Source organism: Streptomyces sediminimaris (assembly GCF_047049295.1).
In the GTDB taxonomy this organism is placed as follows: domain Bacteria; phylum Actinomycetota; class Actinomycetes; order Streptomycetales; family Streptomycetaceae; genus Streptomyces; species Streptomyces sediminimaris.
Genome location: NZ_JBJWOT010000004.1, coordinates 1 through 26,183, shown reverse-complemented (window position 1 = coordinate 26,183; position 26,183 = coordinate 1). Strand labels below are relative to the sequence as shown.

The 26,183-nt window shown below is 68.8% G+C and carries 27 protein-coding genes and 1 pseudogene; 18 read left to right on the top strand and 10 right to left on the bottom strand.

All coding sequences use genetic code 11. The annotated features are described in order from the left end of the window. Positions 1-49 precede the first annotated feature (49 nt). On the bottom strand, positions 50-823 hold the full coding sequence (gene istB, locus ACJ9NR_RS40625) for an IS21-like element helper ATPase IstB (protein WP_412512820.1): 774 nt from the start codon (positions 821-823) through the stop codon (positions 50-52). Next, a complete protein-coding gene (gene istA, locus ACJ9NR_RS40620) occupies positions 820-2,418 on the bottom strand; it encodes an IS21 family transposase (protein ID WP_412512819.1) in 1,599 nt (532 codons plus the stop codon). Before istA ends, istB begins: the two co-directional genes overlap by 4 nt. A 332-nt stretch (positions 2,419-2,750) precedes the next feature. Between istA and ACJ9NR_RS40615 the strand changes: the two genes are divergently transcribed. Both ACJ9NR_RS40615 and ACJ9NR_RS40610 read left to right on the top strand, forming a co-directional pair. Further along, entirely contained in the window at positions 2,751-3,161 is a 411-nt protein-coding gene (locus ACJ9NR_RS40615; protein WP_412512818.1) for a hypothetical protein, read from the top strand. Positions 3,162-3,365: 204 nt separating this feature from the next. Continuing rightward, positions 3,366-3,676 (top strand): annotated as a pseudogene (locus ACJ9NR_RS40610) (transposase); the annotation flags it as partial. Between the two features lie 13 nt (positions 3,677-3,689). Here the strand turns inward: ACJ9NR_RS40610 and ACJ9NR_RS40605 are convergent. From ACJ9NR_RS40605 to ACJ9NR_RS40595, 3 genes are all read right to left on the bottom strand, one after another. Continuing rightward, complete coding sequence (locus ACJ9NR_RS40605; RefSeq protein WP_412512817.1) at positions 3,690-4,922, bottom strand: AlbA family DNA-binding domain-containing protein; 1,233 nt, start codon at positions 4,920-4,922, stop codon at positions 3,690-3,692. A gap of 150 nt (positions 4,923-5,072) precedes the next feature. Next, positions 5,073-6,377 carry a hypothetical protein gene (locus tag ACJ9NR_RS40600; RefSeq protein WP_412512816.1) on the bottom strand — a complete coding sequence of 435 codons (1,305 nt, stop codon included), beginning with the start codon at positions 6,375-6,377 and terminating at the stop codon, positions 5,073-5,075. A 190-nt stretch (positions 6,378-6,567) separates the two neighbouring features. Beyond that, the gene (locus ACJ9NR_RS40595; RefSeq protein WP_412512815.1) at positions 6,568-6,984 is read right to left on the bottom strand and encodes a DUF8825 domain-containing protein; all 417 of its coding nucleotides are present in this window, start codon (positions 6,982-6,984) and stop codon (positions 6,568-6,570) included. Positions 6,985-7,113: 129 nt separating this feature from the next. Here ACJ9NR_RS40595 and ACJ9NR_RS40590 point away from each other — a divergent pair, with 129 nt between their 5' ends. Continuing rightward, a complete protein-coding gene (locus ACJ9NR_RS40590) occupies positions 7,114-7,311 on the top strand; it encodes a DUF8636 domain-containing protein (protein WP_412512814.1) in 198 nt (65 codons plus the stop codon). A gap of 3 nt (positions 7,312-7,314) precedes the next feature. Here ACJ9NR_RS40590 and ACJ9NR_RS40585 read toward each other — a convergent pair whose 3' ends face one another. Then, positions 7,315-7,545: a hypothetical protein gene (locus ACJ9NR_RS40585; protein ID WP_412512813.1), complete on the bottom strand. Its 231-nt coding sequence runs from the start codon at positions 7,543-7,545 to the stop codon at positions 7,315-7,317. 220 nt (positions 7,546-7,765) lie between these two features. Here ACJ9NR_RS40585 and ACJ9NR_RS40580 point away from each other — a divergent pair, with 220 nt between their 5' ends. From ACJ9NR_RS40580 to ACJ9NR_RS40510, 15 genes are all read left to right on the top strand, one after another. Beyond that, complete coding sequence (locus ACJ9NR_RS40580; RefSeq protein WP_412512812.1) at positions 7,766-8,098, top strand: hypothetical protein; 333 nt, start codon at positions 7,766-7,768, stop codon at positions 8,096-8,098. Further along, complete coding sequence (locus ACJ9NR_RS40575) at positions 8,088-8,654, top strand: bifunctional DNA primase/polymerase (protein WP_412512811.1); 567 nt, start codon at positions 8,088-8,090, stop codon at positions 8,652-8,654. The genes ACJ9NR_RS40580 and ACJ9NR_RS40575 overlap by 11 nt, the downstream gene beginning before the upstream one ends. Positions 8,655-8,915: 261 nt before the next feature. Beyond that, positions 8,916-9,452 carry a hypothetical protein gene (locus tag ACJ9NR_RS40570; RefSeq protein WP_412512810.1) on the top strand — a complete coding sequence of 179 codons (537 nt, stop codon included), beginning with the start codon at positions 8,916-8,918 and terminating at the stop codon, positions 9,450-9,452. A gap of 1 nt (position 9,453) precedes the next feature. Beyond that, positions 9,454-10,110, top strand: a complete 657-nt coding sequence (locus ACJ9NR_RS40565) for a hypothetical protein (RefSeq protein ID WP_412512809.1) — start codon at positions 9,454-9,456, stop codon at positions 10,108-10,110. Further along, positions 10,107-10,748 (top strand): hypothetical protein, encoded by a 642-nt coding sequence (locus tag ACJ9NR_RS40560; protein WP_412512808.1) that lies wholly within the window; start codon positions 10,107-10,109, stop codon positions 10,746-10,748. Before ACJ9NR_RS40565 ends, ACJ9NR_RS40560 begins: the two co-directional genes overlap by 4 nt. A gap of 559 nt (positions 10,749-11,307) precedes the next feature. Further along, entirely contained in the window at positions 11,308-12,216 is a 909-nt protein-coding gene (locus ACJ9NR_RS40555; RefSeq protein ID WP_412512807.1) for a hypothetical protein, read from the top strand. A gap of 19 nt (positions 12,217-12,235) precedes the next feature. Continuing rightward, a complete protein-coding gene (locus tag ACJ9NR_RS40550; RefSeq protein ID WP_412512806.1) occupies positions 12,236-13,180 on the top strand; it encodes a hypothetical protein in 945 nt (314 codons plus the stop codon). 202 nt (positions 13,181-13,382) lie between these two features. Beyond that, positions 13,383-13,976, top strand: a complete 594-nt coding sequence (locus tag ACJ9NR_RS40545; RefSeq protein ID WP_412512805.1) for a hypothetical protein — start codon at positions 13,383-13,385, stop codon at positions 13,974-13,976. 201 nt (positions 13,977-14,177) lie between these two features. Beyond that, the gene (locus ACJ9NR_RS40540; protein WP_412512804.1) at positions 14,178-14,735 is read left to right on the top strand and encodes a hypothetical protein; all 558 of its coding nucleotides are present in this window, start codon (positions 14,178-14,180) and stop codon (positions 14,733-14,735) included. Positions 14,736-15,102: 367 nt separating this feature from the next. Then, the gene (locus tag ACJ9NR_RS40535) at positions 15,103-17,664 is read left to right on the top strand and encodes a type II toxin-antitoxin system prevent-host-death family antitoxin (RefSeq protein ID WP_412512803.1); all 2,562 of its coding nucleotides are present in this window, start codon (positions 15,103-15,105) and stop codon (positions 17,662-17,664) included. Next, a complete protein-coding gene (locus ACJ9NR_RS40530) occupies positions 17,664-18,236 on the top strand; it encodes a hypothetical protein (protein WP_412512802.1) in 573 nt (190 codons plus the stop codon). The genes ACJ9NR_RS40535 and ACJ9NR_RS40530 overlap by 1 nt, the downstream gene beginning before the upstream one ends. Before the next feature lie 52 nt (positions 18,237-18,288). Further along, complete coding sequence (locus ACJ9NR_RS40525) at positions 18,289-19,068, top strand: hypothetical protein (RefSeq protein ID WP_412512801.1); 780 nt, start codon at positions 18,289-18,291, stop codon at positions 19,066-19,068. 76 nt (positions 19,069-19,144) lie between these two features. Next, positions 19,145-19,528: a hypothetical protein gene (locus ACJ9NR_RS40520; protein ID WP_412512800.1), complete on the top strand. Its 384-nt coding sequence runs from the start codon at positions 19,145-19,147 to the stop codon at positions 19,526-19,528. 138 nt (positions 19,529-19,666) lie between these two features. After that, positions 19,667-20,218: a hypothetical protein gene (locus ACJ9NR_RS40515; protein ID WP_412512799.1), complete on the top strand. Its 552-nt coding sequence runs from the start codon at positions 19,667-19,669 to the stop codon at positions 20,216-20,218. A 99-nt stretch (positions 20,219-20,317) separates the two neighbouring features. Then, complete coding sequence (locus tag ACJ9NR_RS40510; RefSeq protein WP_412512798.1) at positions 20,318-20,686, top strand: hypothetical protein; 369 nt, start codon at positions 20,318-20,320, stop codon at positions 20,684-20,686. Between the two features lie 78 nt (positions 20,687-20,764). On the opposite strand, the gene ACJ9NR_RS40505 is transcribed toward ACJ9NR_RS40510, so the two are convergent. The 4 genes from ACJ9NR_RS40505 to ACJ9NR_RS40490 all read right to left on the bottom strand — a co-directional run bounded on the left by ACJ9NR_RS40505 (position 20,765) and on the right by ACJ9NR_RS40490 (position 25,425). Continuing rightward, positions 20,765-21,484, bottom strand: a complete 720-nt coding sequence (locus ACJ9NR_RS40505; protein ID WP_412512797.1) for a hypothetical protein — start codon at positions 21,482-21,484, stop codon at positions 20,765-20,767. Positions 21,485-21,690: 206 nt separating this feature from the next. Beyond that, on the bottom strand, positions 21,691-24,294 hold the full coding sequence (locus tag ACJ9NR_RS40500) for a DEAD/DEAH box helicase (protein WP_412512796.1): 2,604 nt from the start codon (positions 24,292-24,294) through the stop codon (positions 21,691-21,693). A 133-nt stretch (positions 24,295-24,427) separates the two neighbouring features. Beyond that, positions 24,428-24,904 carry a helix-turn-helix domain-containing protein gene (locus ACJ9NR_RS40495; RefSeq protein WP_412512795.1) on the bottom strand — a complete coding sequence of 159 codons (477 nt, stop codon included), beginning with the start codon at positions 24,902-24,904 and terminating at the stop codon, positions 24,428-24,430. Then, the gene (locus ACJ9NR_RS40490) at positions 24,901-25,425 is read right to left on the bottom strand and encodes a hypothetical protein (protein WP_412512794.1); all 525 of its coding nucleotides are present in this window, start codon (positions 25,423-25,425) and stop codon (positions 24,901-24,903) included. The genes ACJ9NR_RS40495 and ACJ9NR_RS40490 overlap by 4 nt, the downstream gene beginning before the upstream one ends. Positions 25,426-26,183 lie beyond the last annotated feature (758 nt).

Genomic DNA, 26,183 nt, shown 5'->3' with positions numbered 1-26,183 from the left:
CCCCGGGGCTGAGTTCACGTAATTCCCCAGCCCCGGGTGCGGGTGGCGGCTACTTGACCGACGGTTTGGTGGGCTTGTCGGTGGGGTTCTTGGGGCGCTTGTTCGGTCGGTAGCTGGGGCCGTTCATGATGACCTGGTGGCTGGTGTTGATGAGCCGGTCGAGGAGGGACTCGGCGACGACGGGGTTGGGGAAGAGGGGATACCAGTCGCTGGGCGCCCGGTTGCTGGTGATGATCAGGGACCGTCCCTGCCGCTCGGAGACGAGTTCGTAGAGGTCGTCGGCGTGGGCCGCTGAGAGCTGGCGCATGGCGAAGTCGTCGAGGATGAGCACGTCGGGCCGTACCAGTTCGCGGATCCGTTTCTCCCAGGTGCGGTCTGCGTGGCCGCCGGCGAGTTCGGCGAGGATCCGGCTGGTCTTGGCGAAGCGGACGTGGGCGCCCTGCCGGACAGCGAGGTGGCCCAGCGCCTGGGCGATATGCGTCTTGCCCACCCCGACCGGGCCGAACAGAATGACGGACTCGCCTGCGTGCAGCCAGCGCAGCGCTCCCAGGTCCCGGATCTGGGCGGCGGGCAGTTTCGAGGAGGCGGTGAAGTCGAACTCCTCCAGGGTGACCTGCTGCTCGAACTTGGCTCGCTGGAGCCTGCGTTGGAAGGCGACGGTCTCGCGGCGGGTGATCTCGTCCTGGCAGAGGACCTGAAGGAAGTCGAGGTGGCCGAGTTCTCCGCCATGGGCCTGGGCGAGGCGGGCGTCGAGGGTCTCCAGCATCCCGGACAGCCTCAGGGACTTCAGTGACTCGCGCAGGGCGCTGTCCATCACGCTCATCGTGCCGCCACCTCGTCTTCGCCGTGGACCTGGTCGTCGCGGGTGTCCTCCGGGGTGTCCGGGGGTGCGACGGATCCGAACAGTCCCTGCGGGCCGTGGAGGAAGGCCGCGGCGCCCGCGTCTCCGCTGGTCTCGGGCTCGGGATCGGTCTCGGTGCCGGCGACAAGGATGCCCTTGATCGTGCGGTAGGACGGGTCGCCGACCGCGATCGCTCTCGCGCAGGCGGCCTCCAGCCGTGTGTCGCCGTACTTCTTCCGCAGCCCGAGAACCCCCTGGGCGGCTCGGAGCCGGTAGAGGGCGTTGATCTCCAGCAGCTGGTCGACGACCTCGCGGCAGGCGTCGCCGATCTCGGAAGCCTGGGTGCGGCACCAGATGGGAGTCTTCATCTGGAAGGCGATCTTCTCCGGCGGGTAGTCGCTCTTGTCGGTGCGTTTGCCCTGTTCAAGAGCCGCGTGGGTCTTGACCAGACTGCCGTCGAGGAAGACCTGCACCATGGTCGCGGTGGAGCGGACGTCGACCTTGCGGCCGATCAGTTTCCAGGGCACGGAGTAGAGGGTGCGGCCGACCTTGATGTGGATGTCCGGGCCGACGGTGGCCGTCGACCAGCGGGCCAGGGTGAACGGGGTGGGCGGAAGCGGCAGCAGGGCGGCGGCCTCGATCGCGTCGAACACGGCCATCGGGGCCGCCCCGCCCAGCGGCCGGCACTGCCGTTGGCCGGCGACCTGCTGGCTCCAGGTGACGGCCTCGGCCTGCATGTGCTCGATCGAGGTGAACTCCCGCCCGCGCCAGAACGAGTCCCGGACATAGGGCATGGGCCGCTCCACCCTGGGCTTGTCCTTGGGCTTCGATGCCCTTGCCGGGTCCACCAACGCCCCGTAGTGGGTGGCGAGTTCGGCATACGCCTTGTTGATTTTCGGGTCGTAGAGGTCGGGCTTGTCGACCCCGGTCTTCAGGTTGTCCGGCACGAGACGGCGCGGGACGCCGTCGAAGTAGCGGAAGGCCGCGACGTGCGCTTCGGTCCACGCGTGCTGGTCCAGGTGCAGCACCGGACGGACAAACATGTGCCGTGAGCAGGGAAGCACCATCACGAACGCCCAGACCCGGTGCCGTTTGCCGGTGCGCGGGTTGGTCCACTGCCCCAGGAATCCGTAGTCGATCTGGGCCTCCTCACCCGGCTCGATCTCGTCGCGCAGGACGGTGACCTGCGAGCGGCTCACCTCGTCAGGCAGCGTGGCGTGGACCCACCGGCGGAACGAGGAGATCGACACCTTCAGTTTGTGCTCGTCCCGCAGCCGCTGGTGGATCGTGGAGACCGTCACCGTTCCCAGCAAGTCCTTGATGTAGTCGCGGTGTTGGTCGATGTCGGACCAGGTGACCTGCCGCAGCCTCCTGTCGACGAGGCCGGGGAACCACCCCTCGATCAGCCCGGCCCAGTCGGTCTCGGTCATCGGTGGTCCGCCCGGGGTGATCCCGGACGCCTCCGCCGGGGCCAGGTACTTCCTGACCGTCTTGCGGTCCACCCCCAGTGACGCGGCCAGCGCGCTCTTCGAGCGGCCTGCGTACCAGTGGACGTAGATCTCGGTGATGTCGACCACGACGAACGTTCTCCTCGCCATCCGGGCTGCCCATCGGCCTGCCGAACCACGGGACGAGGAACACGGACAGCTCCGCGACGACCAGGTCCCTCGATCCCGGACTCCGCGCTACCCATGGCCAACAAGGAGGAACCGCCACAGAGAGTGACATGACGCTCAAACCGCCCCGCATGGTGAAAATGTCGTGTCTCGGTGATCTCCAGGCAGTCTCAAAGATTTCCGGGAATCGGCCCCTACATCCAGCACAAGTCCGGACACTCGGGTACCGGCTTACTCATCCCATGCCTTTCCCGGGTCTGGCGGTGGCGGCTGGTCCGCCGGACGATGACGGGATGGGCAAGCGGGAGACGCCGGAGGAAGCGGTCCGCCGACTCGGGCGGGAGATTTTCGGGTTCCTGGCGGAGGCAGGATTTACCGGACCTAACGACGTCGATGGTGGCTTCGACTATGCCGGTCACAACCTGCGGATCACCATCTACCACTACTTCTGGAAGAACGAAGCTGAAGTGGTCGCAAACGTCGGCACCCTGGGGGACTCTGGCCCCAAGATCCACGCAAGCATTGCTCAGCTCTACGCCGAGTGCAGCCTCGGGGCCGTCAATCATCTGCCAGGCAGCGCCAGCAGCACCAGGCTGGCTGAACTTCGCGTCCGAGCCTTCGCCGCCGCCCTGAAAGCCTTGCTGCCGTACCTCCTCACCCCCAATCGCACCGCGCTCGTCCGCCGGGCATCTGCCCGCCCATGACGCTCGATGCCCGGGTGCCGGCCAACGTTGGTGTTCCAGTACGGCTCTGCGGCGGGCTGACACATCGGATCATCGTAGAGCCGGTCATGGTCTGCCGAGTGCACACCGACGGATTCGTCGTCCCCAGGGGAATTCGTGATCGCCAGGATGGGGAATTATGTGAAGCTGATCATGCAGATCGTGGGGAATTACCTGATCGTCGACAGGGGCCGACGCGGACGGCCCCGCCGGCGCCCCGACAGGCTCTACGCCGACCGGGGCTACGACCACGACAAGTACCGCAAGCAGGTCCGCGCCGTCGGGATCACCCCGGTCATCGCCCGCCGCGGCACCGAACACGGCTCGGGGCTCGGCGTGCACCGGTGGGTCGTCGAGCAGAGCTTGACCCAACCGCGCTGCTGCACTGGTTCCGCCGGTTACGCATCCGCTGGGAGATCCGCGACGACATCCACGAAGCCTTCCTCAGCCTGGCCTGCAGCATCATCTGCTGGCGACGGCTGAAGGCACTCTGTTAGGAGTTCTTAGTCTTCAGGGGGCGAGCAGGTCCTCGACGGCGAACTGGTGGGTGAGGTCCAGCAGCAGTCGGTTCGCTGCTGTACGACGGCCGGTTGGTGAGGCGCCGAGGTCTTGGAGCGGCGCTTCGGTGAGCGCGGGCTCGGGGTGTGCGACGAGGCTGCCGTCGACCTGTTTGTCGTACTGGCTGCCGCGGTTCGCGAGCGCCATCACGCCGCCTTCGGTGAGGGCGGTCGCACGGAGTTGCAGCATGCCGTCGCCACCTCGCCGGTGGGCATGGACGGCGGCGGCGGTCACCAGGTCGCGGACCGTGCTCTCGAAGTCGAGCCGGGGCAGCAGGGTGGGACCGTGCTGGAGCGCGGACGTGGCTTGAAGGGCGCCGGCGAAGGAGCCGTCGTGGTGCAGCTCGATGTAGGCGCGGTCGCACTGGCCGGTGTAGGGGCGGGACTCGGTGAAGACCGCCCGTCGCAGGCCGACGCGCGGGGCGAGTTGTGTCAGCCGGTGCCGCAGGAAACTGGCGTCTTCGCTCTCGGCCAGGGCGCGGAAGATCTCGGTCATGCCCGGGTCGGCCGACCTGGTGTCGATGACCGGTGCGGTGTCGTACGGGGCCGGTACCGAGCAGACGGCGGTCACGACCACCCACACGCGCCGGGCCTCTCCTGCCAGGTGCGGGGCGAGGCGCGCGGCGAGCTCCTCCAGGCGCACCTCGGCGTCCCGCCGGGCGGCGAAGCGCCGCCGGTACGCGGCTTCCATCTCGGACTCGCCCAGCCAGACCGTGTCGGCGCCGACACGCTTCGGATAACGCCAGCTGTCCTTGTCCCAGGGCACCAGGTGCGGCGATTCCGGGCTTCGCGGCACCTGGACGACGACCACGGAACGGCCGGGCGTGGAGGGCAATGGCACGGTGTAGACGGTGAAGGCAGGGATGAACGGGCGCACCATCGAGTTGGCGATCCCGCGGAACCGGTCGGCCAGGGCCCGGGCGCGGGGGTCTTCGACTCCGACGACCGTGTCCGCGCCGCCGGTGCCGTTCTCGGCGACGCCGGTGACGATGATCCCGCCTTGGGCGTTGGCCAGGGCGGCGAAGTCCTTTGCGTGCTCGCGGTTGTCCTTCACCTCGTCGGCGTCCAGCTTCCAATCGAGGTCCTCGGCCTCGCCGAGCCCGATCGCTACGGCTTGGTCGAGCATCCCGATGGTCACACGACCGGGTTGGGCTCCGACGGAGCGGTGAAGTGACGTGTAGGCCATGGCTGCACCCTACGACCGTCGCGTGAGACGGTCGCACGACGTCGTCGGCGCGAGTTCATGTGGCGCCAGACGAAGATCGCTCCAGTCCTTCGCCTACGGCTCAGGAGGGAGGCCTGGAGCGTACCCGCGAGGTCAAGTGCCGTCCATGGTCTAGCCGTCAGCGGCGGGCGGTTGCCCCATCAGCCAGGCGTGGGCGGCCTCAATGGAGTTCTTCGAGTGGGCGAACCGGGCGCCGATCCGGAAGTGCTCGTCCGCGAGGGCCTGCCACCCGCCGGCCGCCGCGGCCGCGGGCTGGAAGGCCTCGGTGATGTTGTTCGCGACTTCGACGTAGACGTCCGAGCTGGGTGTCACCCATCCGTCGACGACGTCGCGTACGACGTCCATCATCGGCCCGTGGAGGCGCCGGGGTTTGTCCGCGAGGTCGACTCCGAGCCCCCAGATCAGGCTCCGCATCGTCACGGTCTCCCAGGTGTCCTCGCCGCCGGCGTACAACCGGCCGCTCTGCATGCGGCCCGAGCGCTCGTGCTCTCCTTCGGCGTGCTCCCGGGCGAGGCGGTACAGGACGACCAGCAGCGACGCCACGGCCTTGGGGCCGGCGTCCGCGAAGGCGGCTCGAAGCCGGTCCAGGTCGCGCTCGGACGCGGGCACGACCGGGCGCAGGGGGCCCCGCTCGCTCTTCAGGTCCTCGAGGGAGGTTGGCTCGGCGCCGCGCTGTTCGGCGCCCGCGCACAGGTAGATCGCGGCGCCGACAGCGAACCAGCCACGGTCGTGGGCGTCGACGAGACGGAACGGGTAGGAGACCTCGTCCGCCCTCTCCTGCTCACCGGTTCCCTTGCGGAGCAGGTGGTTGTTTCGAAGGCTCGGGTGCGCCTGGTCGGTACGAGCGGTCGGTTCCGGTTCCCCGGCGAGGACCTGTTCGGCGGACTCCATCCGCAAGGCCTGGACGGTGACGTGCCGTTCGGTGACCTCCGGGTACCGGGCCGCGAGGGCGGCAAGGATCGCGACCGCGGCGTCCCGCAGGAAGTCGTGCAGGTTCTCGGTGGTCCAGTGGCGCCGTGCGGACACCTGGACGAGCAGCATGCCCGGCCGGTGCCCGGCCAGCGGGGCCATACCGGACTCCCGGGTGGGACGGGGCCCATAGACCTCGGCGTACGCCCGGTACCAGCCCGCGGCCGGATCGACGAGGTAGTCGACGGCGTCCGCGATCACCTGCGCGGCGGCCAGGCCCTCGGCCCCGGGCGGCAGCATGGTGACCACCATCAGCGGAGCGGTGAACAACTCGGTACCGTCCCCCAGGCCCAGCGGGTCATCCGCCATGGGGACACCGGCGGGGGGTTGATGCCCGGCGTCGGGCACCTCGTGAGCGTCGAACGTCGGGGCGGCGTCGTTGTACGCCAGGCCCGTCACGGCCATTTCGGCCCGGATCTTGCGCTTTCGCGTGCGGTCCTTCGTCATGCCCTGTCCACACCGCGACACGCCCCACGCCCGCGTCGCACCAGATCAGGGGAGACGGGATCCGCACGCGATTCCGAGAACCTTGTCCGGGCATCGGGGCTCAGGCGTGGGCCGCGCCCCCTTCGGACTCCGGCGTACGTGCCCGCCTCGGGGGCATCCTATCGGCGGCGCGCGGAGAGCGACGGGCGGACTACACCGCCTCCAGGGCTCCGACCGGCGCCGGATCGAGGGCAGCGCCCGGGACGTGTTTGAGAGCCTGCCGGGCCTCCACAGCCTTGTCCTTCGGGCAGAGCTCCCAGTGCTTGTGGCCCGCGACGTACGCCGTCAGCTCACGGAGTTTCGACCACAGCCGCTCATACTCGGCCGTCTGCTCCGGCGTCCATCCGTCGGTGGCGGGACGCGTCGTGTTGCGCCACCGCTCGGTGTCGGTGAAGCCCTCGTGAGGAGCCGCCGACCAGTCCAGTTCCTTCTGGAAGCGGTGGAGTGCGGCGTAGGTCTCATGCAGTTCCTTCTGGGCCGCGACCAAGTCGTCGGGGAACGCGAAGGGATCGTAGGGCTGCTCAGCGGGAGCGTCGCCGGCGGCTTCGGGCGGCGTGGTACTCGGCATGGACTGGATGTTAGTTCGACGCTGTGACATCGATCGCGTCCCCGCTCGCGTCGCGGTGATCAGACCCCAGCCGAAGCGCGGCCTGCCACCGGACACACGGGTGTCAGTGCCAGCGGAGATGATGACCGCATGACGACCACCATGCGGAGTTTCGCGCTCACCTGGACGGATCCCGACGGCACGCCCCGGGCGTCCGCCGTCGCGTACGACAAGCCCAGTGCGGAGCGGCGCAGGACCGAACTCGAAGGTACGGCCGCCACCTGCATCGAGCTTGTGCCCGTCAAGCCCGGAGAGCTGCCCGAACCGAAGGGGACCGGCGGGTCCTGAGGTTCACGGCTGAGTCGCGGTCTCGGGGGCCACGAACGGCGTCGCCTCCCACGCCTGGTCGAGGATCGGGTTCATCTCCAGGGGGTGGTCGCCGAGCGCGGTACGCAGTGACCAGCCGCCCGGGGTGACGGCGCCGGCCTGCGCGCCGGCGAGCAGGATCGTGGACAGTGAGGTGCCCGTGACGGTGACGGCGTCCTCCATCCGCACCCAGCCGCACAGTTCTCCGCTGGGCACCGCCGAAGACCGCCGAGCGCCGCCGAGTGTCAGTGGGGTCCATTACGGTATGAGGTGGCGGTCGGGAGACCGTGGGCCCGGCTCGAAGGCCCGGAACGCGTACGGCCCGTGACCGTCGTTCTCCGAAGGTGCCCCGCGCCGAGCCCTCCTTCGTATTTCCTCGGCCGACGCTTCCCGCGCGGCGAGTCACGGGATCGCTGCGGCGCTGGAGGATTGCGCCTTGCCGAAGAACCACGCCCGCAAGCAGGACCTCGCCGCTCTCAAGCAGACGTTCGGCGTCAGGCATCACGACGCCGTCGCCCTCGCCGACGATCCGCGACGAGACGAACTCTGCCAGGTTCTCGCCGAGTACCCGGACGTCACGACGTACGCGGCGGCCGTCGAGGTCCTCGACCTGCCGGACGACGAGCCGGACGCACCGTGTCACTGCGAACTGTGCACCGCCGAACTGGACGAGCCCAGGGAGTACAGCTGCGAACGCTGCGGGTTCTTCGGTACCGGCTTCCACTGCTGCGAGTGCGGCGCCGACCACGAGTATCACTGTGACTGCTGACCCGGCCTCGACCACGGCGGCGGCCGTCGACCTGGCCCGGCGCGGGCTTGCGGTGTTCCCGCTCCCGCCCGGCGGCCGGCGGCCCGCCGCCAGCGGGTGGCACGCACGCTGCCTGAACGACCCCTCCCGCGTACGGGATCTGTGGCGGGCCGGCGAAAACATCGGCGTCGGCTGCCGTGCCTCGCATGTGGTCGGGCTGGACCTGGACGTCGCCGATGACGGCCCGACCGTGCTCGCTGCACTCGCTGCCCGGCTCGGCGAGCATTGGCCGGCCACCTTGACGGTGCAGACCCCGAGCGGGGGCCTGCACCTGTACTTCCGTGTCTCCGGCGACTGCACCATCCCCAGCGTCTCCGGGGGCCGGACGGCGCTCGGGCCGGGCATCGACGTCCGCGGTCCCGGCCGACGCAGCGGCGGGTACCTCATCGGACCCGGATCCGCCGTGGACGGCACGCGCTACGTCATCACCCGCGACGTCCCGATCCTCCAACTCCCGGACTGGATCGCGGGCCGGCTCACCAACTCCCGGGCGCACACAGCACGTTTGGGCTGCTGACTGCTGCTCTGCTCCGGCGGCCGCGACGCAGGCGTGGCCCGGTTGTCAGTACCGCCAGGTACGGTAGATCTCCGTTGTAACGGCATGCCGCGAACCGCCGTTTCCGCTGTTGCCCCCGCGCCCACGCCGCACCGGGGCAGCGCCGCCGGACAAGGACCGAAGTCGGGTCCCGCGCAGCACCACCCGAAGGATCCGTCTGTCCGGCTGCGCCCATTCACGCGACGTCCGGCGGGGAGCGTGGGATCCCGCTTGGAGACGACCGTGACCAAATCAGGCAGCGACTACCTCAAGCGCCAGGCCCGGGAGATCGCCAGCTCCACCGGCCGCCGGTTCCCCGACGTCCTCGCCGAGCTGCGCCGTGGACCCCGTACAGCGGCCCGGCAGCCTTCCAAGGAACTCGTCCTCGTGTGCAGCGGGATGGCCCACCCGATCGACGGCGGCCGATGCGCCCGCGCGGCCGGCCACCAGAACGTCGACGGCTGGAGCTGGTGCAGCTGGGGACCCAACGACGCCGTGCTCGTCTGGGCTGGCTACTACGAGGCGCAGGCGCAGGCGCGGCGGGAGCAGGAAGACGCCCGCCGTGCCGCGCTCACCCCGCAGGAACGGGCCGACGAGGATGCCGAGTCGGAGGCCGCCTACTGGGCGGAGATGGCCGAAGCAGCCCGGGAGCCGTACGACCCGTACGAGGACAAGTACCAGGAACTGGTCTGGGAAGCGCAGGACGAAGCGCGCTGGGAGGCAGAAGCCGACCACGACGACGCCGGGGACCCGTACATCGACTCGTACCAGGAGGCATGACGTGACCACCGCCACCCTCAAGTCTTACGGCCCTCTGCAGTTCCCCGACCGCGCCGACCTGGCGCTGTGGCAGTTCACCCGCGCGCAGCGCCTCGGGCTCATCCCCAGCCCCGACGTGGCCGGCGGCCGATGGTCCGCCGCCGTCTTCAGCGACGCCGTCGCCCGCATCGACACCATCCGGCAGGCCGTCGGCACCCTGCCCGACGTCGGAGCCACCCGCGCCGAGGAACACCTCGCCGACCGTTTCTCGATCACCGTCCACGCCGGTACTGCGGCCGAACTCGCCCGCCGCGGGCACCTACCCGTCGTCGGGGAGTACCGGGACCGCCCGCTCTACTGCGGGCTGGCCCTGGAGAATTTCCGCGACCGCCGTAAGGCCGAACGTGCCTCGGCCGCGGGCCAACTCCACATGCGTGATGCTGCCGCCGAGATCCTTGGCGTGAGGGAGAGCGACTTCGACCACCTCGTACGGGCCGGGCTGCTCGCCCACTCCGAGATCGTCGAGGGACAGCACCACACCCAGGTCCGCCTCTACCGGCAGGCCGATCTGGACCGGCTCACCCGAAGCCGCCGCATCGACTGGCCGGCCGTCCACGCGACCCCCAAGGGCCATCGGTCCCCACTCGCCTCACTCCCCACCAGGTCGGCCGGCCGGTGACCGTGCCGAGCGTCCACAGCGCTGGCTGCCCGCACGATGACGAAGAGCTCCCGCTGCCCCACGTTCGTCGCTACGCCGTCCCTCACCCCTCCAACACGGGACCGCGATCCAGCAGCAGTCCTCCGGAGGATGGGACGCGGACAACGACAACGCTCGACGACCTCCTGGAGACGCTCTCGCTGGAGAACCGGCTGGAGTTGGCCCGCAGAGTGCGAGTGGGCTCCCTGACCCTGGACGTCGGCGACCGAGTAGAGGCTCGACACCGGCTGCGGGGCTCGTACCCGGACGACGGCCTGGAGGCGGAGGAGGGACCGGGAGCGGTGCCGGCGGACTACTGCGTCCCCTATCGGGTGCCGGCCGGAACGCTCGGCCGGGTGACGCTGGTTCGGACGTACATCACCCCTTTCCCCTACCGGATCCTCTTCGACAGCGACGTCGAACTGAACCTCGCCGAAGGCGACATCGTCCGTGTCACCGAGCAGCCGTCCGAGAACGAGCGGGAACAGGACGAAGCGCTCTGGACCATCCCGCCCGACGGGATGTTCACCCTCTACTGCTCAAGATGGATCGACCGCGTCGGCCGGCCCTGTCCGCAACTCAGCCGCCACCGCGGCCCGTGTGGGCTGCCACCGAGGTGACGATGGTGGCCCCGACCTCGGTCGCAGGCAACACCGATACACCGCCCACTCGCTCGTGAAGGGCTGGGCGCCAACCGACCTCGCCGCCCGGCAGAAGACTCACGCAACCTGACCGTCCTCAACCTTGGCGATCGGCTCCCGCACCCGTCGCGGACCGGTACGCTGCTGGCAGTGGCCGACGCATCGGCCCAAGCCAGCGGCCCGGCCCATGACCGGGGCGCACCACGGCAAAGGTGCCCGCGGGCCCCCGTAGGAGGGTCCGGTCTGTGCAGCATCAGTGCGAGGTGTACGTCAGCTTCCGACGGCTGTACGGCCGTTGAGCCTTCCGCATGCTGCTCTTCGTCGCGCGCATCGGATCATGGGGCCGGGCGCGGGAAATGAGAGAGCCATGTCCAAGAGTCACGGTCGCAAGAGCCGGGCCCGGAACACGAGCCGGTCCAGGGGCGCCGCGTACGCCGCCGCCAACGCCGGCACCCTCCACCAGCACCACAGTGGGCCGTCGAACACAGACCTCCAGCCTGGCAACCCCGGCGGCTGGGGAGTCGACACCGCGCCGGACATGCGGACCGCGTCCGCGCTGATCGGTGCGTGCCTCGAGCGGTGCGCACCGTGCCAGCAGTCCCTGGCGGCGAAGCTCCTCGACGAGGACCCGATCGTGCTCGCGGTGACGGCCGGATCCGTCTACAGCCTGCAAGCTGCCGACGCGCCGGATGCAGGTTCCCTCGCTTCGCATGCCGCCCAGGTGTTCTTCCGGGCCCTGAAGTCGTCGCCTCCGGGCGATGGCCACAGCATGGTCCGCTGCGTGGAACAGATGATCCGCGCTGACCGCTCGGCGCTCCTGGAGGACGCGCTGGACCTGTGGACGTTCTACGGGCACAAGCACGCCGGACTCATGCGAGGCCAGAACACCGGCCAGGAGAGTTCGTCGCCCTTCACCTTCACTGTCTCGGGCAGTGATTCCGAGGACGCCGACCCCAGCACGGTGCTCGACCTCTCCGGTCTCGCGCACCCCGCCCGGTACGGTGTCCGGGCCGACATGACGCTGACCGGGTCCGGCAGTGTCGCCTCGGTCGCGCTGGTCCCAGACCCCGAAAGTCCCGAGGCCGGCTACGGCGATCTGCACGAGCGCCTGGCCTGGGAGCCGTATCTTCCCGAAGAACTGCCTGAGGAAGATCCGGCGTGGGTGCTGAAGGTCCATGAATCGAACGGCACCTTGCTCGGCATCGTCCGGCTGCTGGATGCCACCCTCCTGCCCGACAGCCCGAGGGAATGGCGCCCTGATGCGTACGACGTCATCCTCTGGAGCGCCCCGGAGCCGACGCCGGTGTCCGCCGTATGGCTGGAGACCGCCCGCCAACGGGGATCGGCTCTGCTGTACGGGCCGCTCGACCTGACCCGTTCCGCGCCCGGCGAACCCTCTCGCCTGCTCGCCGTCCATGCGCGCTGCATGTTCACCGACCGGCTGTGACCAGGACTGGAGAGAACCGATGACGCGCAGGTTCGAGAATGCCGGCGTGGTGCTGGGCCCGGTCGGTGGACGATCGTCCGCGTTGTGCCGGTTCGCCGGCCACGTCAACGCAGAGCGCAGCACGGCCACCCTCGCGGTGGTCGACGCGGCCCTGGCCTACGCCGAGGAGCTGGAAAGCCTGGTCGACGTCCGCGAGTTGCTGGAGTTGTGGAAGCTGGCCCACCTGTGGGGTCACCCGGAGGTTCCCGATTTCGAGCGGCCTCCATTGAGCACGGTGAGCAGGGCGATCGCTGGCTACCTGCAGAACCTGCTGGAACAGTTAACGCCCGAGCAGCTGCGGGAGCTGGGGATCGCGCTGTCGGTGAGCCACGAAATGGTCGCCCTGGCGCTGGAACTGGTGGAGGAGGCGGCAGCCGGGAGCCGTGAGTTCCAGGCGCAGACCATGGCGGAGTACGAGGCCGAGAGGCAACTGGACGACGACCGGGTCGGCGACGCCGTGGACGTGCTGCTGCTGGACGCCCCCGGCGACTGGCCACCGCTGCAGCGCGCCGCCCTCACCCTGGCCCTGGTCTGGGACGTTGCTGACCTGATCGCTTACGCGGCAGAGCTGTCGACGGTTGACGTGCTGCCCGCACCTCTGTTGTGGCAGGCCCCCGGGGCCGACCACAACTGTGCCAGCTCGCGAGTCCCCGTGCCGGGAACCGACCTCCTGGTGTGGACCAAGATCGACCCGGCGCCGTTCGACGCACGCCCGCTCTGGAGCCAGGCCGCGAGGCTCGGATTATGGTGCTGGTCGCTCGACTGGCAACGTGCGGACGGCACGCCCGTGCTCTACTCGGGCGGGCGTGCCCCGAGTCCGGCCGCCGCGCGCTGGCGAGCCCAACGGGCAACGCAGAACCTGCTTGCCGACCCCTATCGGGCCAAGAGCCCCGTGTCGGGCGATCCGCTGATCACCCCACGCTGACCATGGGGCCTGCGGACTGGTGACCTGCCGTGCACTCGGCGACCCGGACCGGTCGGCCGATGCATCCCGTAGTGCACATCGACGAAGCCCACCCCCAGCCGCCGGCGCCCGCATACTCATTTCCGTCAGGAATCCCTGACGATATTGATATCGTCAGGGATTCCTGACGGCATTCTGCCGGGATCGAGTCGAGGAGCGGCGTATGGGCTGGTTGCACACCGATGACGAGAACGGAAGCCACGAGGGATGGGTCGTTGCCGTGCTCTCCGGCGGGGAGGACGCGCCTCACGACACCTTCGAGGACTCGGAAGAGACCTGGAAGCGCCGCGTGAGCTGGGCCTGGTCCTACAAGTACGACGGCAGGCAAGGGCGACGGCGCGCTCAAGGGCTCCGGGTCGTCTGCGCATGCGGCTGGCGCAGCCCTCGTCGCCCCGTCGACTTCGACGACCCCGATGCCTGCGATGAGGGGCTGCAGCGGGAGTGGATCCGGCACGCCGAGGTCAGCCTGTCCCGCACGCTGCCCGAGCGGCTCCGACGACTGCTGGACGAAGTAGAGGATGCAGTCCAGGCACTCTGCGCCCCCCAGCGGCCGGAGGGTGAACTTGACGAGCAGCGCCCCCTCCTCGCCGTCTACGCGACGACCCTGCTCCAGAACGGCGCCGAGGTGTGGCAGCAGGACGCTGTGCGTGCAGCCAGGGCGGCGGACTACTCCTGGGACGAAGTCGCGCAGGCGCTCATGACGAGCAAGCAGGCCGCGCACGAGAAGTTCCGCAAGCACGTGCCCGAGAGCCAGTGACTTACCCCGTCTCCCCTTCACTGTCAGCGGCTTCGGATACTGTGATCCCATAGGCGAACTGAACGCCCATCCTGCTGTCGCGCGCCCACGCCGCGCGAGTGTCCGGGAGAAGGTCCTTCGGGATCCAGATCACCAACAGGCCGATCCTCTTCTCCACCGGCCGACGGCGTGGGCGCGAAGGCCGGTCTCACGGAGACGATCGTGACCAAGCGAAACACCGCCCAGCAGCGCGCACGGGAGCTGCAGCAGGCCGAGGGAATCGGCTACCACCAAGCCCTGAGCCGAGTCCGCGCAGGCACGCGAACCGAGCACGAGAGCGACCGAAGTGTCACCCTCACCGAGTCGACCCTCATCGTCATCGAGCCGGCCCACAACAGTCGCTGCATGGCGTGCTTTAAGAGCATCGCCTACGAGCAGTGGCAGCTGAACCTGATCGACGTGAGCACGTACGGCCGCTACGACCCTGTCCTCTGCGCCTCCTGCGCCAAGGCCATCGGGAACGCCGTCGCCCACATCCCGTCGACTCCCGCACCGGACCCCACCGACCCATATGAGATCCGCTTGCCCGTAGCGTCCGCGCCTGATCAGGTCGTGGGCTACCTCTCGCAGAACCGCGTCCACCTGCTGTGCCGACGCCACCCTCCTCAGGCCCCGACCGACTATCTGCCAGTCACCGTCGAAGACCTGGAGGGCCTTTTCCGTCCCGGTGGAGGCGGGCGCCGCTGCAGCGTCTGTGACCTCGACGTGCTGATTGACTGACCTGCTCTTCGAGCGAACCGACGGCCGGCGGATAGCTGGCCGTCGAGGTCGGATAGCCGCTCCCGCGACCGATCGCCCTCAGCACCTGGGACAGACCCCTGTGGTGATCTGGTCCGCAGCCCGAAGGGCAAGAGCACGGCAGCGGGCAATTGGGCCTGCCAGGTTACGGGTGTGATCGTCTGCGGATGATGTGGAGCTGAGGCCGGGACGGTAGTCCCGGCCTCAGCGCTGTCCGCTTCCGGGCTCGTCAACACACACCGCGAAGCCACCAATAGTGAGTGAGACTAGAAGGAAACTTGGTGAGTTTCGAAGATAAGTAGGTGAATACTGCTATGATGGTGGGTAGTTGAGTGCCATAGGAGGGTGAGTGAGTCAGTCGCCGCAGGAAGAGGGCGCGATCAATGCGACCACGGCGCGGAACACGCTGTACGCGCTGGTGAAGCTCGCCGAAGAGGAGGGGCGCACCACTGTGATCACCAAGCACAGGGTGCGCGCTCTCCTTGCGCCGCTGGACAGGTTCCCGGCAGCGCGGAAGACCGAGGCCTTCCCGGCCCACGTGCTGAGCGCGGCGCAGAAGGATTTCGGCGACCTCGTCACGCTGGCGGCCCAGGGCCAGCCGCAGGTGCTCATGCGGAACAGCACGCCGGTCGCAGTCCTGCTCCCCGCCGACCCCGCTCCAGATGCCCTCTCGTCCGACATGGCCGCGCACCCCGGCGCGGCGACCGCAGGAGGTGCGGTGAACAGCCAAGGCCACCAGAACCGCGGCAGCACGCCCCGCAGGCTCGCCACGCTCGGCGACGCCATCGGCTCCGTACTCACCGACGGCCCTGCCGACGGTCCCACCTTCGGGCTGCCCGGCCTGGACACCGCAACGGGCGGTCTGCAGCGGGGCAAGCTGACGCTCGTGGCAGCCCGTCCGAGCGTCGGCGGAAGCCTGCTGGGTCTGGCGGCCGCACGGAAGACGGCGCTTGTCGACCACGACATGGTCCTGTACGCGGCCTCGGGACCGAACCGGGACGACATCTTCCGCCGGATCATCTCCGCCGAGACCGGCGGCGAATATGCGCGTCTCAAGCAGGGCCGCCTTACCGAGCATGAGCAGAAAGTCGCCCACCAGCTCGTCCAGGCCGGCGACCTCCTGATGATCGATGACGGCAGTGACCTGACCGCCGAGGACATCAGGGAGACCGCCCCGCACATGGAGGGCCTGGCCCTCGTGGTCGTGGATCGCTTGCAGGCCGCCCACAGCGCCCGTCTGCCGCTGTCCGGGGACCGTCTCCCGGACGCCTCCCAGGTACTGGCCACTCTCGCGCGCACGCTGCACGTGCCGGTGCTCGCCATCGTGGACAGCGACGATCCCGCACTCCTGGGCCTCCTGGACGCCGACGTCACGTTGACGCTCTCGCCGACCGAGGACCCTGCCCGGGTCCAAGTGACGGTCGCGGAGCGCGACTTCGGCACGATCGGTTCGGCGTACCTGCAGCCCGACCTGATCCACGCCCGCTTCCTCGACGCAGGAGCCGCCCCCCTCGGCCGCGCCGACAGCCCGGCGGGCCCGGGGCTCTCGGCGTCCACCGGTGGAACGGCGGCGCTGGAACTGGCCGAAGCCGCCCTCCCTTACACGTCCGGCGGACAGCAGGGGATCCCCGCCGCCCTCACCCACGAGCTCGCGGCCTGGCGGACCGCAGTCGCGGGCGGCGACCAGGAGGCCCTGCAGGAGATCCTGCCGTCGCTGCTCCAGGCCGCCGCCGCGGTCTCAGAGTGGCCGGACACTCATGAGGGGCACCGCCTCGCCGCAGCGCTGCGGTCCTACGGCACGCCCGTCTCCGCCGACACCGCCGCAAGCGCTCAGGCCGCTGCTGCCAGTGCCCCTGTCCACGCCCCGGCGGACAGCGGACAGGCCCCGGGCGACGTAACGGAGGACGAGGAAGACGGCGGGGACTGGCTGAAGCCGGGCGACGAGGAGGACGAGCCCGAGGGGCACGTCTTCCCTGCTCTGAAGATCCTCAAGGACGCGGTCGGCCGCTCGAAGATGCACCCGATCCCTGTCATCCGCAAGGAGGAGCGCGACAGCGGCCCGTGGCCGCTGATCAGCGAGCACATGGACGGCGAGCCCCGCTGGGTCCACCCAGACATCACCGTCACCCGTGTTCCCTACATCCGGGAGAACGGCAAGCGTGTCCGGCGCGACCAGATCGACGTGCCCGACTCGTTCGGCGAGGGCGTGCTGTGCCTGATCGACCGCAACGGCAGCTTCCCCTCAGCCTGTTCAGGCGTCCCCCTCGCCCCGAACAAGCTCCTGCACACCGGCCCGCTCGACGCGTACGACAAGACGAAGGCCGGCATCTATCTCATCGGCATCCCGGAGTGGACCCGCACCGACATGCCGCACCCCCTGGGGCGGATCATCGACCGTCCCGACGAGGACGGCCGGGTGTGGGTCACCACCCCCCACGTCAAGCAGCTGGAGAAGCTCGTCCGGGACAAGCACCTCGGCGCCATGCCGACCATCTACGACTCCTGGACCGGGAAGTACAACGAGTCCCTCTTCAAGCCCTTCTACGAGGCCACCCGCAAGGCACGGACCGAGCTCGTTCAGGTCGGCGGCGACCCCTACAAGGCGTACAAGACCCGGTTGTCCATCGCGCTGCGTCTGCTGTGGCCCAAGCGCCCCTCCCAGAGGTCCCCGTTCTGGCGGCCGGACTGGCGCATGAGCATGGTCGCGGAGGCGTCCGTCCGTCACTGGAGCGTGGCCTTCAGGGCCGTCGAGGAAGGCCACCAGCTCCTCGCGCTGCGCAACGTCGACGCGGCCGTCTTCTGGGCGCCGGACGGCACCGCGCCGTCCACGTACCGCATCGGAACCGGCTTCGGCGAAGTGAAGGCCAAGTTCGTCCAGGCCGGCGAGATGATCCCCGAGGGTGACGACTGATGGCCGGCCCCACCGGGCACGGAAGGTCCCTGGGCGCCGCCCTCAACGACCTCTTGCGCTCCCAGGTCACCCCCCGCCACCGGCTGTCGTCGTACAACGCCAAGCACTGGCACGCCCAGCTCAGTCAGCTCACCGCGACCCACCGCGGGCAGCAGGCCCTCGCGGACGCCGGTCTCCACGTCACGACCAAGACCCTCATCAACTGGCTGTCCGACGCGGAGTACAACGTCCGCCGCAGCTACCTGGACATCATCCACACCGCGTACGAGAACGTCGCCATCGTCCCCGCTGACCCGCTCCCCGACCACATCACGGAGGGCCAGTACGAGATCAGCGGCGTCGTCAAAACCGGGGACGACGTACGTACGCGCGGCACGGTGGACGCCGCGCCCCTGCGGATCGACGGCAGCCGGGGCAACTGGGACGCGATCGAGGAACTCTGGCTCGCCGGCGAGCTCACCGACGACGAGTTCGAGGACCACTTCATCGACGACGTCATCGTCGAGGACATCGGCGAAGGCACCGACGGCTGGGAGTTCCCCGGCGCCGCGTACTCCGTCGAAGTCCGGTAGCAGCACGCACCGCACCAGCAGCCGAACCGCCCACCGCAAGGGAACCCACATCATGAGCCAGCACCCACAACGGCGGAAGTTACCGCTGATCGCCGTGTACGGAGAGACGGCCGCGAAGGCCGAGCAGCGTGTGACCGAGCTCCTCGACGCCGCGGGGGCAAGCCCGGCTGAGGTGCACACCCTCATCGCGGCCATCCAGGCCGGCGCCGTGGAAGGCGCGCAGGGCGAAGTCATCGAGCTGGACACGCAGGCTCCTTCCGGCAGCAGCGACCAGGTCCACGAAGGCTGGTTTCGCGCTGTCGAGGCGATCGCCGGCAGGCTCGCCCACATCGCCGACCGCACCGTCCGGCAGGCCCGAACGGCGGCCTCCGTGCCGGACACGCCGCCGGTCGTATCGAGGTCGGAACCGAACTCCCTGCCCACGCCAGTCGACAGCGTGGGGGAGGACCAGGTGCACCTGGTGTTCGAGGCAGCCGAGCGGATTTTCGTGTCTCTGACCGGCTACGCGGGCTTCGACCGCGACCTGTCGGAGGAGATCCTCGCGGTCGTCCTCAAGTCCGTCAGCGCCGAGGAACAGGAGGGCTACGTAAGGCAGTTGGAGGCCTTCGCCGAAGTCAACCGTGAACGCCTCGGGCAGCTGTACGGAAAGTACGGGCCGGGCGGGAAGTTCGGGGACGAGAGCCGCTGCTACCTGACCCATCAGCCCGAGAGCGTCGTGGTCTGCGAGCGCCTGGACACCGTCCCGATGTGGCTCACCAGCGTGTGGAACCGCGGGCTCGACGCCGAGACCGTCCTGGAGCGCTTCACCCATCTCTGGCGGTTCGGCCTGTGACCCTCGTGAGCGGGACCGGCGATCGAGGTGGTGGCGGCCGTCGACTCGGCGGCGACTTCGAGCAGAGGGCGAGGCCATGGCTCAGCTGAAGATCCGGGACCTGTACGACCTCCTGCGCCAGGCCCCCCGGCGACGAGACCTTGAGCAGGACGGGATCCGGCTCGTGTACGACGGCACCAGCCTGCACATGTCCACGGCCGACGCCCCGGACACCGTGATCGCCCGCGCCGATACCTCCGGGTTCACCACCGAGCCGTGGGACGTGACCGCGTACCGCGCCAGCATCACCAGTACGGAGGTGTGGCTGCGCATCCTCAACGATGAGCACGGCGACCACCTCATCGACGTCTGCCCCTTCTGGGCACAGCGCCCCGCCGCGATCACGTTCACCGCGGGCGGGCACACGGCGGCGTTCCCGGCGCTCGCCTGCCCGACAGCACCAGCCGACCGGCGCCCGTAGCGTGGCCGCCATCGAGGGAGGGACCGAGAGGTGAACGGACGCTGCCCGCGCTGTACGGAAACGCACAACGTCCGAATCCGACGGGGCGACAAGATCAGCAACCACGACTGCCCCACGTGCGGCGTCCCCCTACAGGGTGTGGCCTCCGGCCGCGGCCGCGGCCGGTACCTCTGTCCCATCGACGGGTTCGTGGTCACCCTCGGCCAGACCGGTGTGCAACTCGACCGCCCTATGCGCCTGATCTTCCGGCCCGGCGAATTCGGCCGCTGGAAGCACGTCGACGAGCCGGGCTCGGTCGACGCCGAATGTCTGGAGCGCGTGGCCGGTCGCGTCCTCGGAACGGGCTGCGTGGTGTCCGCCCACTACGACCCCGAGCTTCATCTCGACCGTCCGCCGGGCTGGAAGTGGCAGGCCGGCCTGGTCCTGGTCGACGCCGACGACGCGGGGGACCCGGACACTTGGCTGGTCAACGAACAGCTGGTCTACCGACAGTGCGTGGCCTGCGCCAGCCGTGTCCCCGACCTCCCCGGGCATCATGTCCCGACCGAGTGGACACCGCGCCGGGCCTGGGTCACCAAGGGCCGCGGCCGCAACCGCCGCACCCAGGTCCCCGTCGACCAGGGCCCCCACCCCGTCGACAGCCTGGCCTGCCCGGACTGCGATCCGCGCGCTATCTCTACGCATCGGTGAGGAGCGGTGAACAACCCCCGAGAGCCGCTGCGTTCGCGCCGTACAAGGCCGCCGGCGACGGCTACCAGCAGCAAGACCCGAGCCGAGGGAGAGGACACGGTGGCGGACGCAGAGGTACAGCGCCGGGAGACGCTCGCTCGGCAGCGCAGGCAGTGGGAGACCGAGACGGCCCTGAACGCCGTGATGTCGGACCCCGTGGTTCAGCGCCTCAAGGAGGAGATCGAGGAGTTGGAGGCCTCCCTGGTGCGGGAGTTCAGCCCCATGCTCCGGCGTTTCCAGGAGCGGTACGACCGCGCGGTCCAAGACGCCGACCTCGACCTGCTGAGCCGATCGTGTCCGGGCAAACATGGCAGGTGGGGGAGGATCTGCGTCCTGGACGCCGGGCACGAAGCGGAGTACCCCCACCTGGGGACCAACTCCGAAGGGCAGCCCGTGGCATGGGTGGGCACCGCTCCGGACGATGACTGACCTGCTGGACCGGCAGACGTGACGTACGGCGCCGCGCTGGACGGCGCGCGGCGCCGTGGCTGATTCCGTCGATGGGGGTCAACCGTGCGAGTCCTCGGACGCGATCTGCGCGGCGAGCGTCGGCGACGGCCACGACGGCGGGGGTGGGCCGAATGCGCGCCGGGCGGTCCACACGTGGAGGGCGGCGAGAGCAGCGGTGGCGCTCCCACCGATCACGGCACCGAAGCCGAGCGGTGCCACGTGGCCGAGCACGACGATGCCCTGCTTGGTCCCGTGCTTCGTGACGAAGTTCGGTCCCAAGACGCCGTTGATCTGGCGCAGCCTCGCGACGGGAACCTTGGCGACCGCCCGGCGTCCCCAGTATGGGCCGGTACGCGCGGCGACCCTGGGAATGGCTGCCGAGCCGATCCCGTAGAGCGCGACTCCGATGAGCATTCGCAGGCGCTCGTCCTCGCCGTCGGAGACCCCGTGGACTTCGGCGATCGACAGCGCGAAAAGGGATCTCAGCTGAAGAGACGAGAAGAACTCGCCTGTCGACGCGACTCCCGATCCGAGGCCGGGCGCGGCCGCACACGCTCCCACTACGGCGCCCCTCCCGGCGAAATCCCTGACGTACTTGCGCTCCAGGTCGCGGATGATCTGTGCCGGTGTCGCCTCCGGGTTCCGCCGGCGGGCCCGGGCGATGTTCTCGCGAGCCCGTGGGCGCTGGTCCTCGATTACCTGGTTCAGGCGCTCGCGGACCTGTTGCCCATAGGGGGCTTCTGCCGGAACTGGTCCGTCGAGGGCACCTGCTGCCATGCCATGAACTCCCTAGATCGTCACATCTCGAATGAGTCTCCCACCCTGGCTAGCCGGTCGGTTCTCGCACCAGTTGGACGGCCGTCCGGCTCGTGCCCGTGGGCATAGGGCGGACTGCGCGTCCTGCCCGCAGGGCTGCTGGCTGGGAGCCGGTGCGGACGCGATCCCTCAAGCCCGTCGGCCCGAGGGACCCGCGTGCCGTTTCACTACTCCTTGACCGGGGTCGCTTTCAGGAGGGGCAGCCACTGTGATGGCAGCGCTTGCTCGACCCGGAAGATGTCGGCGAGTTCGGCGGTGCTCAGCACTGTGATCGTGCGTGCTCGGGCGGTGCGCCACGAACGGATGAGGCGGTCGAAGACTTCCAGGACCGTCGGCGGGCGTACGAGGTAGGTCTCGTCGTTGGCGAGCATGCGCGCTGCGGCCATGATTTTTGGCTTGGGGGACATGAGGAGGGCGATGGAGCCGCTGGGCGCGGAGGCCTTTCGCTCGGCCTCCGTGTACCTGAGGTGTCCTTGGGCCTGGCGGACATTGTCGGGGCCGATTTCACCGGTGGGCGTGGCTTCGCTCTTCGCCTCCCAGGTGACCCAGCGGGCGTCGTCGAAGATCCAGACGGCATCAGGGGCTGCGGGGTTGGCGTCGTCGTCGTTGCCGTAGCTCTCCGAGGCGCCGGCGAAGGTGCCGAGGTGGACGAGCCCGGCTTCGTAGGCGCGGTACTCGGTGCCTGCGAGGCCGGCCCGCGCTTCGGTGAGGGTCTGCTCGAAGCGGTCGGGGTGGTGCAGTTCGGTACGGGCGATGACGGCGAGCATGGCGGCTTCATCAAGAGGGTCGAGGTCGCCGAGGACGGGCGCGTGGGCTCGGTCGCTGGGCGAAGCGATGTGCGCGAGGAAGCTGCTGGTCTGCGCCTTTCGCTGGAGTTCGCGGTAGTAGCGGGCTCCGGTGTCGCGGTGCGATGAGTCTCCGCTCTGCTGTGCGAGCCGCTCGGCGATGCTGTACCCGAGGTAGTTCCACAGCGCGGCATAGCGCTGGGGTGTTCGCTCGCCCTTGAGCTGGTCCAGGACGCGCTGTACGGCGGTGAGGGCCCAGTCCCATTGGTTGTTCCAGATCGCTTCCCAGACCGCGACCTCGTGCCGGGCCGCGTTGTGCAGCTCGCGGGCACTGGGGGCGACGGTGCGGGTGTACTGCTCGCGCTGGGAGGAGATATGGGTATCGACCGCAGCCCAGTCCTGATCATGCCTGCGGAAAACGGCGAGGTTGTCGAGCATGTCGCTGGAGGTGGTGCCCAAGCTGTTCGTCCGCCCGAACTCGACCTCGGCGTGGACTTCTGGATGCAGGGCCCCCTGGACGTCCGGACCGGACAGGTACGACGTCAGGGACCGGCCGAGCACCATGACGGCCGCCCAGTCCTTGTTGCTGCGGGTGGCCCGGCCCGAGCCCTGCACGATACGCGCGCGGATGCGTTCCTGGAGCACTTCCACTGCTCCGAGTGATTCGTGCAGGAAGCGTTCCTGCAGGTCTCCTCGGGCGGGCAGGCCCGCAAGTACGACGAGCCGGCAGTCGTCGCCGGGGAGGTCTATGCCGTCGTAGCGATTGGTGAGGAGCAGAGCGGCCTGGTCCATCGCGGTGAAGGTGGTGAGGTCGTCTTCGACATCGTTGGCCTTCACGACGGGGTACGTCTCGGGCAGGCACTTCGTGGCGAAGGTCTCGGCGGTACGGCCGTCGGGGGTGAGGATGACCGCTCGGCCCGCGCTGCCGACGACCCCGGAGACGAAGGCGGGCACCCGCTCAGGCGCTGTGGACAGGTCGTCGGTCAGTTCGGGGAAGATGAAGAACCGCCGCCCGGTGCCCCGGCTCTCCCAGCCCTTGGGGACGGGGATGCGGTCGATCTTCCTTCGCCCGAAGGCACGCTCGAGCTCGCCGCCGTCTCCGAGGGTCGCGCTCATGTACACCCGGCGGGCCGGGCTGTTGAAGGCTTCGTGTTGCGCCGTGGGCGCGATGAGCGGGCGAATGAGGATCTGCCCGTACGAGACGTAGATCAGGCATCGGTCAAGGCGTCCCTGGAGGAACTTCCAGGCATGGAAGGCGTCCGTACTCAGCTTCGAGCCGTGGGCTGCTGCCGCGACGGCTTGTTCGAGGGGGAGGGACTGCTCGGCGACACCGATCGGGGACGCGAGGTACACGTACGCCGACGAGTCCTCTGTCTTGGGAGCGCGCAGTCGGGTGTCGACGAGTGGATCCAGCGCGGGCTTCAGCACGGAGAGAACGTCGAGGTACGCACTCTCCTCGGTCTTGCGGGAGATAGCGAGACTCCACGGACCGGCCACGTACCCCTCGGCCGCGTGAGCATCGTCCAGGACGAGCATGCCGGCGTTGTCGAGAGCCGGATTCGAGTTGAAGACGTGGCTGTAGACGCTGACTGCGACGGCTTCCCCTGCCTCGTACTGCGCCTGGTGGGCTGGATTCCATGATTTCACGCGATTGACGAGCAGCACGTTTGGAATGCCGTACTCGTCAAACTTCGCTGCCGTCTGCCGCGCCAACTGCCGAGTCGGACAAAGATAGGCGACACGTTCGCCATACTTGCGTCGCCGGTACTCGCTAATCAGGCCTCCGACAAGAGTTTTGCCCGCCCCTGTCGGCAACTCAATTGCTACGTCTGATGCGTCTGCCTTCTTCTCATGCCAGTCTCGAAGGACATCCTGTTGGTGTCCCCACACGAATTCGGGCCCACGGTTCGTCAGGGCAAGAATCCGATATAGGTCAACCGGGTCGTCCGGCATGGCTGCATCAGCCGATTTGAGCTTGAAGGCCACTTCACTCCGTTCCCCCGCCGAGCTGACAAGAGCTCAGCACCTATTCCCGTTCCCCGGCTTCTCCAAGTACTACAGCCCGAAGACTTCCCCGCAGCCTCGGACCTCTCCCGCGGGCTGCCGGCCTCCTAGCTCCTCAGTGCCGTCGTCGCGACGCGAGGTCGATGGCCGGGGCGATCGGGCGCTGACGCTGCGCGGCCTTCTGCCGCTTCTCCTCTTCGTACCTGGCGATCTGTTCTTCGTACCGTTCTTGGAAGTTCGGGTGATCGAAACGGTCGTCGTCGTCCATCGCTTCGATCGCCTGCAACTGGTCGACGGGCGTCCGGAAGCCGGCAATAAGCGGGCTTAGCCGGTACGTTCCGTTGCCCTCCTTCCACACCATGCGAGCGAAGCCGAGGTGCTGCAGACCACGGGTCACCTTCGTACGGCTGATACCGAGATAGGTGGAGATCTTCTCCTGCGTGAGTAGGCAACGCCCGCCCGGCTCCTGACAGCCCAGCAGGTGCAGCAGCACGGGGTAGGCAGCCGGCGGCAGACCTCGCGGGGTGAAGACGAGAGCGTTGTTGGCCGTCCACACGTACTCCGGGGCCGGCTGCTCCGCTGCGATCGTCATGACCCATCCTCCTTCTCCCGCGCCAGCTCACGCTCGTAGGCCCGTTGCTTGTCCTCCCGCGGCGGTTTCGTCGCCGGATCGGGAAGATTCCGCAAGTACCGGAACGCGTCGGGCAGCTCCTCATTGTTCGCGATGAAGTCCATGAGCGACAGCTGGTCCACCTGCAGTGTGCCCCGAGCGCGCGTACCAGGCTTCGGTTCGACTGGAATCTTGCCGCCCCGCAGGCTCAGCGTCGGGTGCAGTTGGTAGACGCCGGCCTTCACCTTCGCCGTCAGACCGATTCGCCCAGCCTCCTTGAGCGACCTGGAGATCTGCGATTGCTTCACACCGAGGAGATTGGCGAGCTCGATCTGCGTCGCATGAACCTGACCACCAGGTTTCTGCATCCCCATCATCCGCACAATCAGCCGCAGGGAGACGAGGTCGTCCTTGTAGTAGTCCGGCAGCCAGCGCAGGAAAGCCTGGCTGTCCATGACGAAGTCGGCGTCAAGGAAGCCGTCACTGTTGAGTGGCGGCTCCACCGAGGCCCGGTAACCGGCAGGCAACTCAACGGTGTTGGCACGAGGCTTCAGACCACCCGGACGACGGAAGGCACTCGGGGGTGGGGGAGGGGGCGCTCCGGCAGGTGCCGCCGGCCTCCGTCGCGGCTGCTCCTGGGGTTGTGCAGTCATCGCGCGACGCGCTCCTCTCACTGGGACCCGGGCATCCGAAGCCTACGTGAATGTGCGCCTGGGACACTTTCATGTCCCCCAGGCGCACTTTCGGCGTGTCGTTATCACCCGGGGGTGATAACGCGGGTCCACGCCAGAAGACACCGCAACTACTCCCGATTGTCTCCCCTGTGCACAATCCGATGGCCCCAACCCCGGCTCACCCCTGTTCACTTTGTGCATGGGGGGCACAAAGTGGCCCGGTTTTAGAACCCCGGGGTGATAAATCGTGGGCCTGCTTATCACCCCGGGGTGATACCCCCGCCAGAGCGCACGTCTCTGACCTGCGGAAACGCGCCGTCTCGTAGTCCTCTTACCTCTTAGAGCGTGCGCGCGCGTGATACCCAATGCCGGTCTCCTGATCAAGGATCGACACGCAGGCGATACGCGGTGCGGTGGAGGCCCGCTACCGACGACCCGATCCACCTATGCGAGTAGTGCGACGCAGTGAGGAGGTCCTGTTGATGACCGCCGGCCAGCTCAGGGCCTGAACCCTAGTGCGAAGGCTCCCAGTTGGCCTCAGCGCCTCTATCCGGCCCGCGGAGCTCCTGGCGGTGCCAGGGACGTCT

Bases quoted from the DNA above. Each gene is read 5' to 3' on its own strand.
- istB (WP_412512820.1), bottom strand. From the start codon at position 823: ATGAGCGTGATGGACAGCGCCCTGCGCGAGTCACTGAAGTCCCTGAGG.
- ACJ9NR_RS40615 (WP_412512818.1), top strand. From the start codon at position 2,751: ATGGGCAAGCGGGAGACGCCGGAGGAAGCGGTCCGCCGACTCGGGCGG.
- ACJ9NR_RS40605 (WP_412512817.1), bottom strand. From the start codon at position 4,922: ATGGCCTACACGTCACTTCACCGCTCCGTCGGAGCCCAACCCGGTCGT.
- ACJ9NR_RS40600 (WP_412512816.1), bottom strand. From the start codon at position 6,377: ATGACGAAGGACCGCACGCGAAAGCGCAAGATCCGGGCCGAAATGGCC.
- ACJ9NR_RS40595 (WP_412512815.1), bottom strand. From the start codon at position 6,984: ATGCCGAGTACCACGCCGCCCGAAGCCGCCGGCGACGCTCCCGCTGAG.
- ACJ9NR_RS40590 (WP_412512814.1), top strand. From the start codon at position 7,114: ATGACGACCACCATGCGGAGTTTCGCGCTCACCTGGACGGATCCCGAC.
- ACJ9NR_RS40555 (WP_412512807.1), top strand. From the start codon at position 11,308: ATGCGGACCGCGTCCGCGCTGATCGGTGCGTGCCTCGAGCGGTGCGCA.
- ACJ9NR_RS40550 (WP_412512806.1), top strand. From the start codon at position 12,236: ATGACGCGCAGGTTCGAGAATGCCGGCGTGGTGCTGGGCCCGGTCGGT.
- ACJ9NR_RS40545 (WP_412512805.1), top strand. From the start codon at position 13,383: ATGGGCTGGTTGCACACCGATGACGAGAACGGAAGCCACGAGGGATGG.
- ACJ9NR_RS40530 (WP_412512802.1), top strand. From the start codon at position 17,664: ATGGCCGGCCCCACCGGGCACGGAAGGTCCCTGGGCGCCGCCCTCAAC.
- ACJ9NR_RS40525 (WP_412512801.1), top strand. From the start codon at position 18,289: ATGAGCCAGCACCCACAACGGCGGAAGTTACCGCTGATCGCCGTGTAC.
- ACJ9NR_RS40520 (WP_412512800.1), top strand. From the start codon at position 19,145: ATGGCTCAGCTGAAGATCCGGGACCTGTACGACCTCCTGCGCCAGGCC.
- ACJ9NR_RS40505 (WP_412512797.1), bottom strand. From the start codon at position 21,484: ATGGCAGCAGGTGCCCTCGACGGACCAGTTCCGGCAGAAGCCCCCTAT.
- ACJ9NR_RS40495 (WP_412512795.1), bottom strand. From the start codon at position 24,904: ATGACGATCGCAGCGGAGCAGCCGGCCCCGGAGTACGTGTGGACGGCC.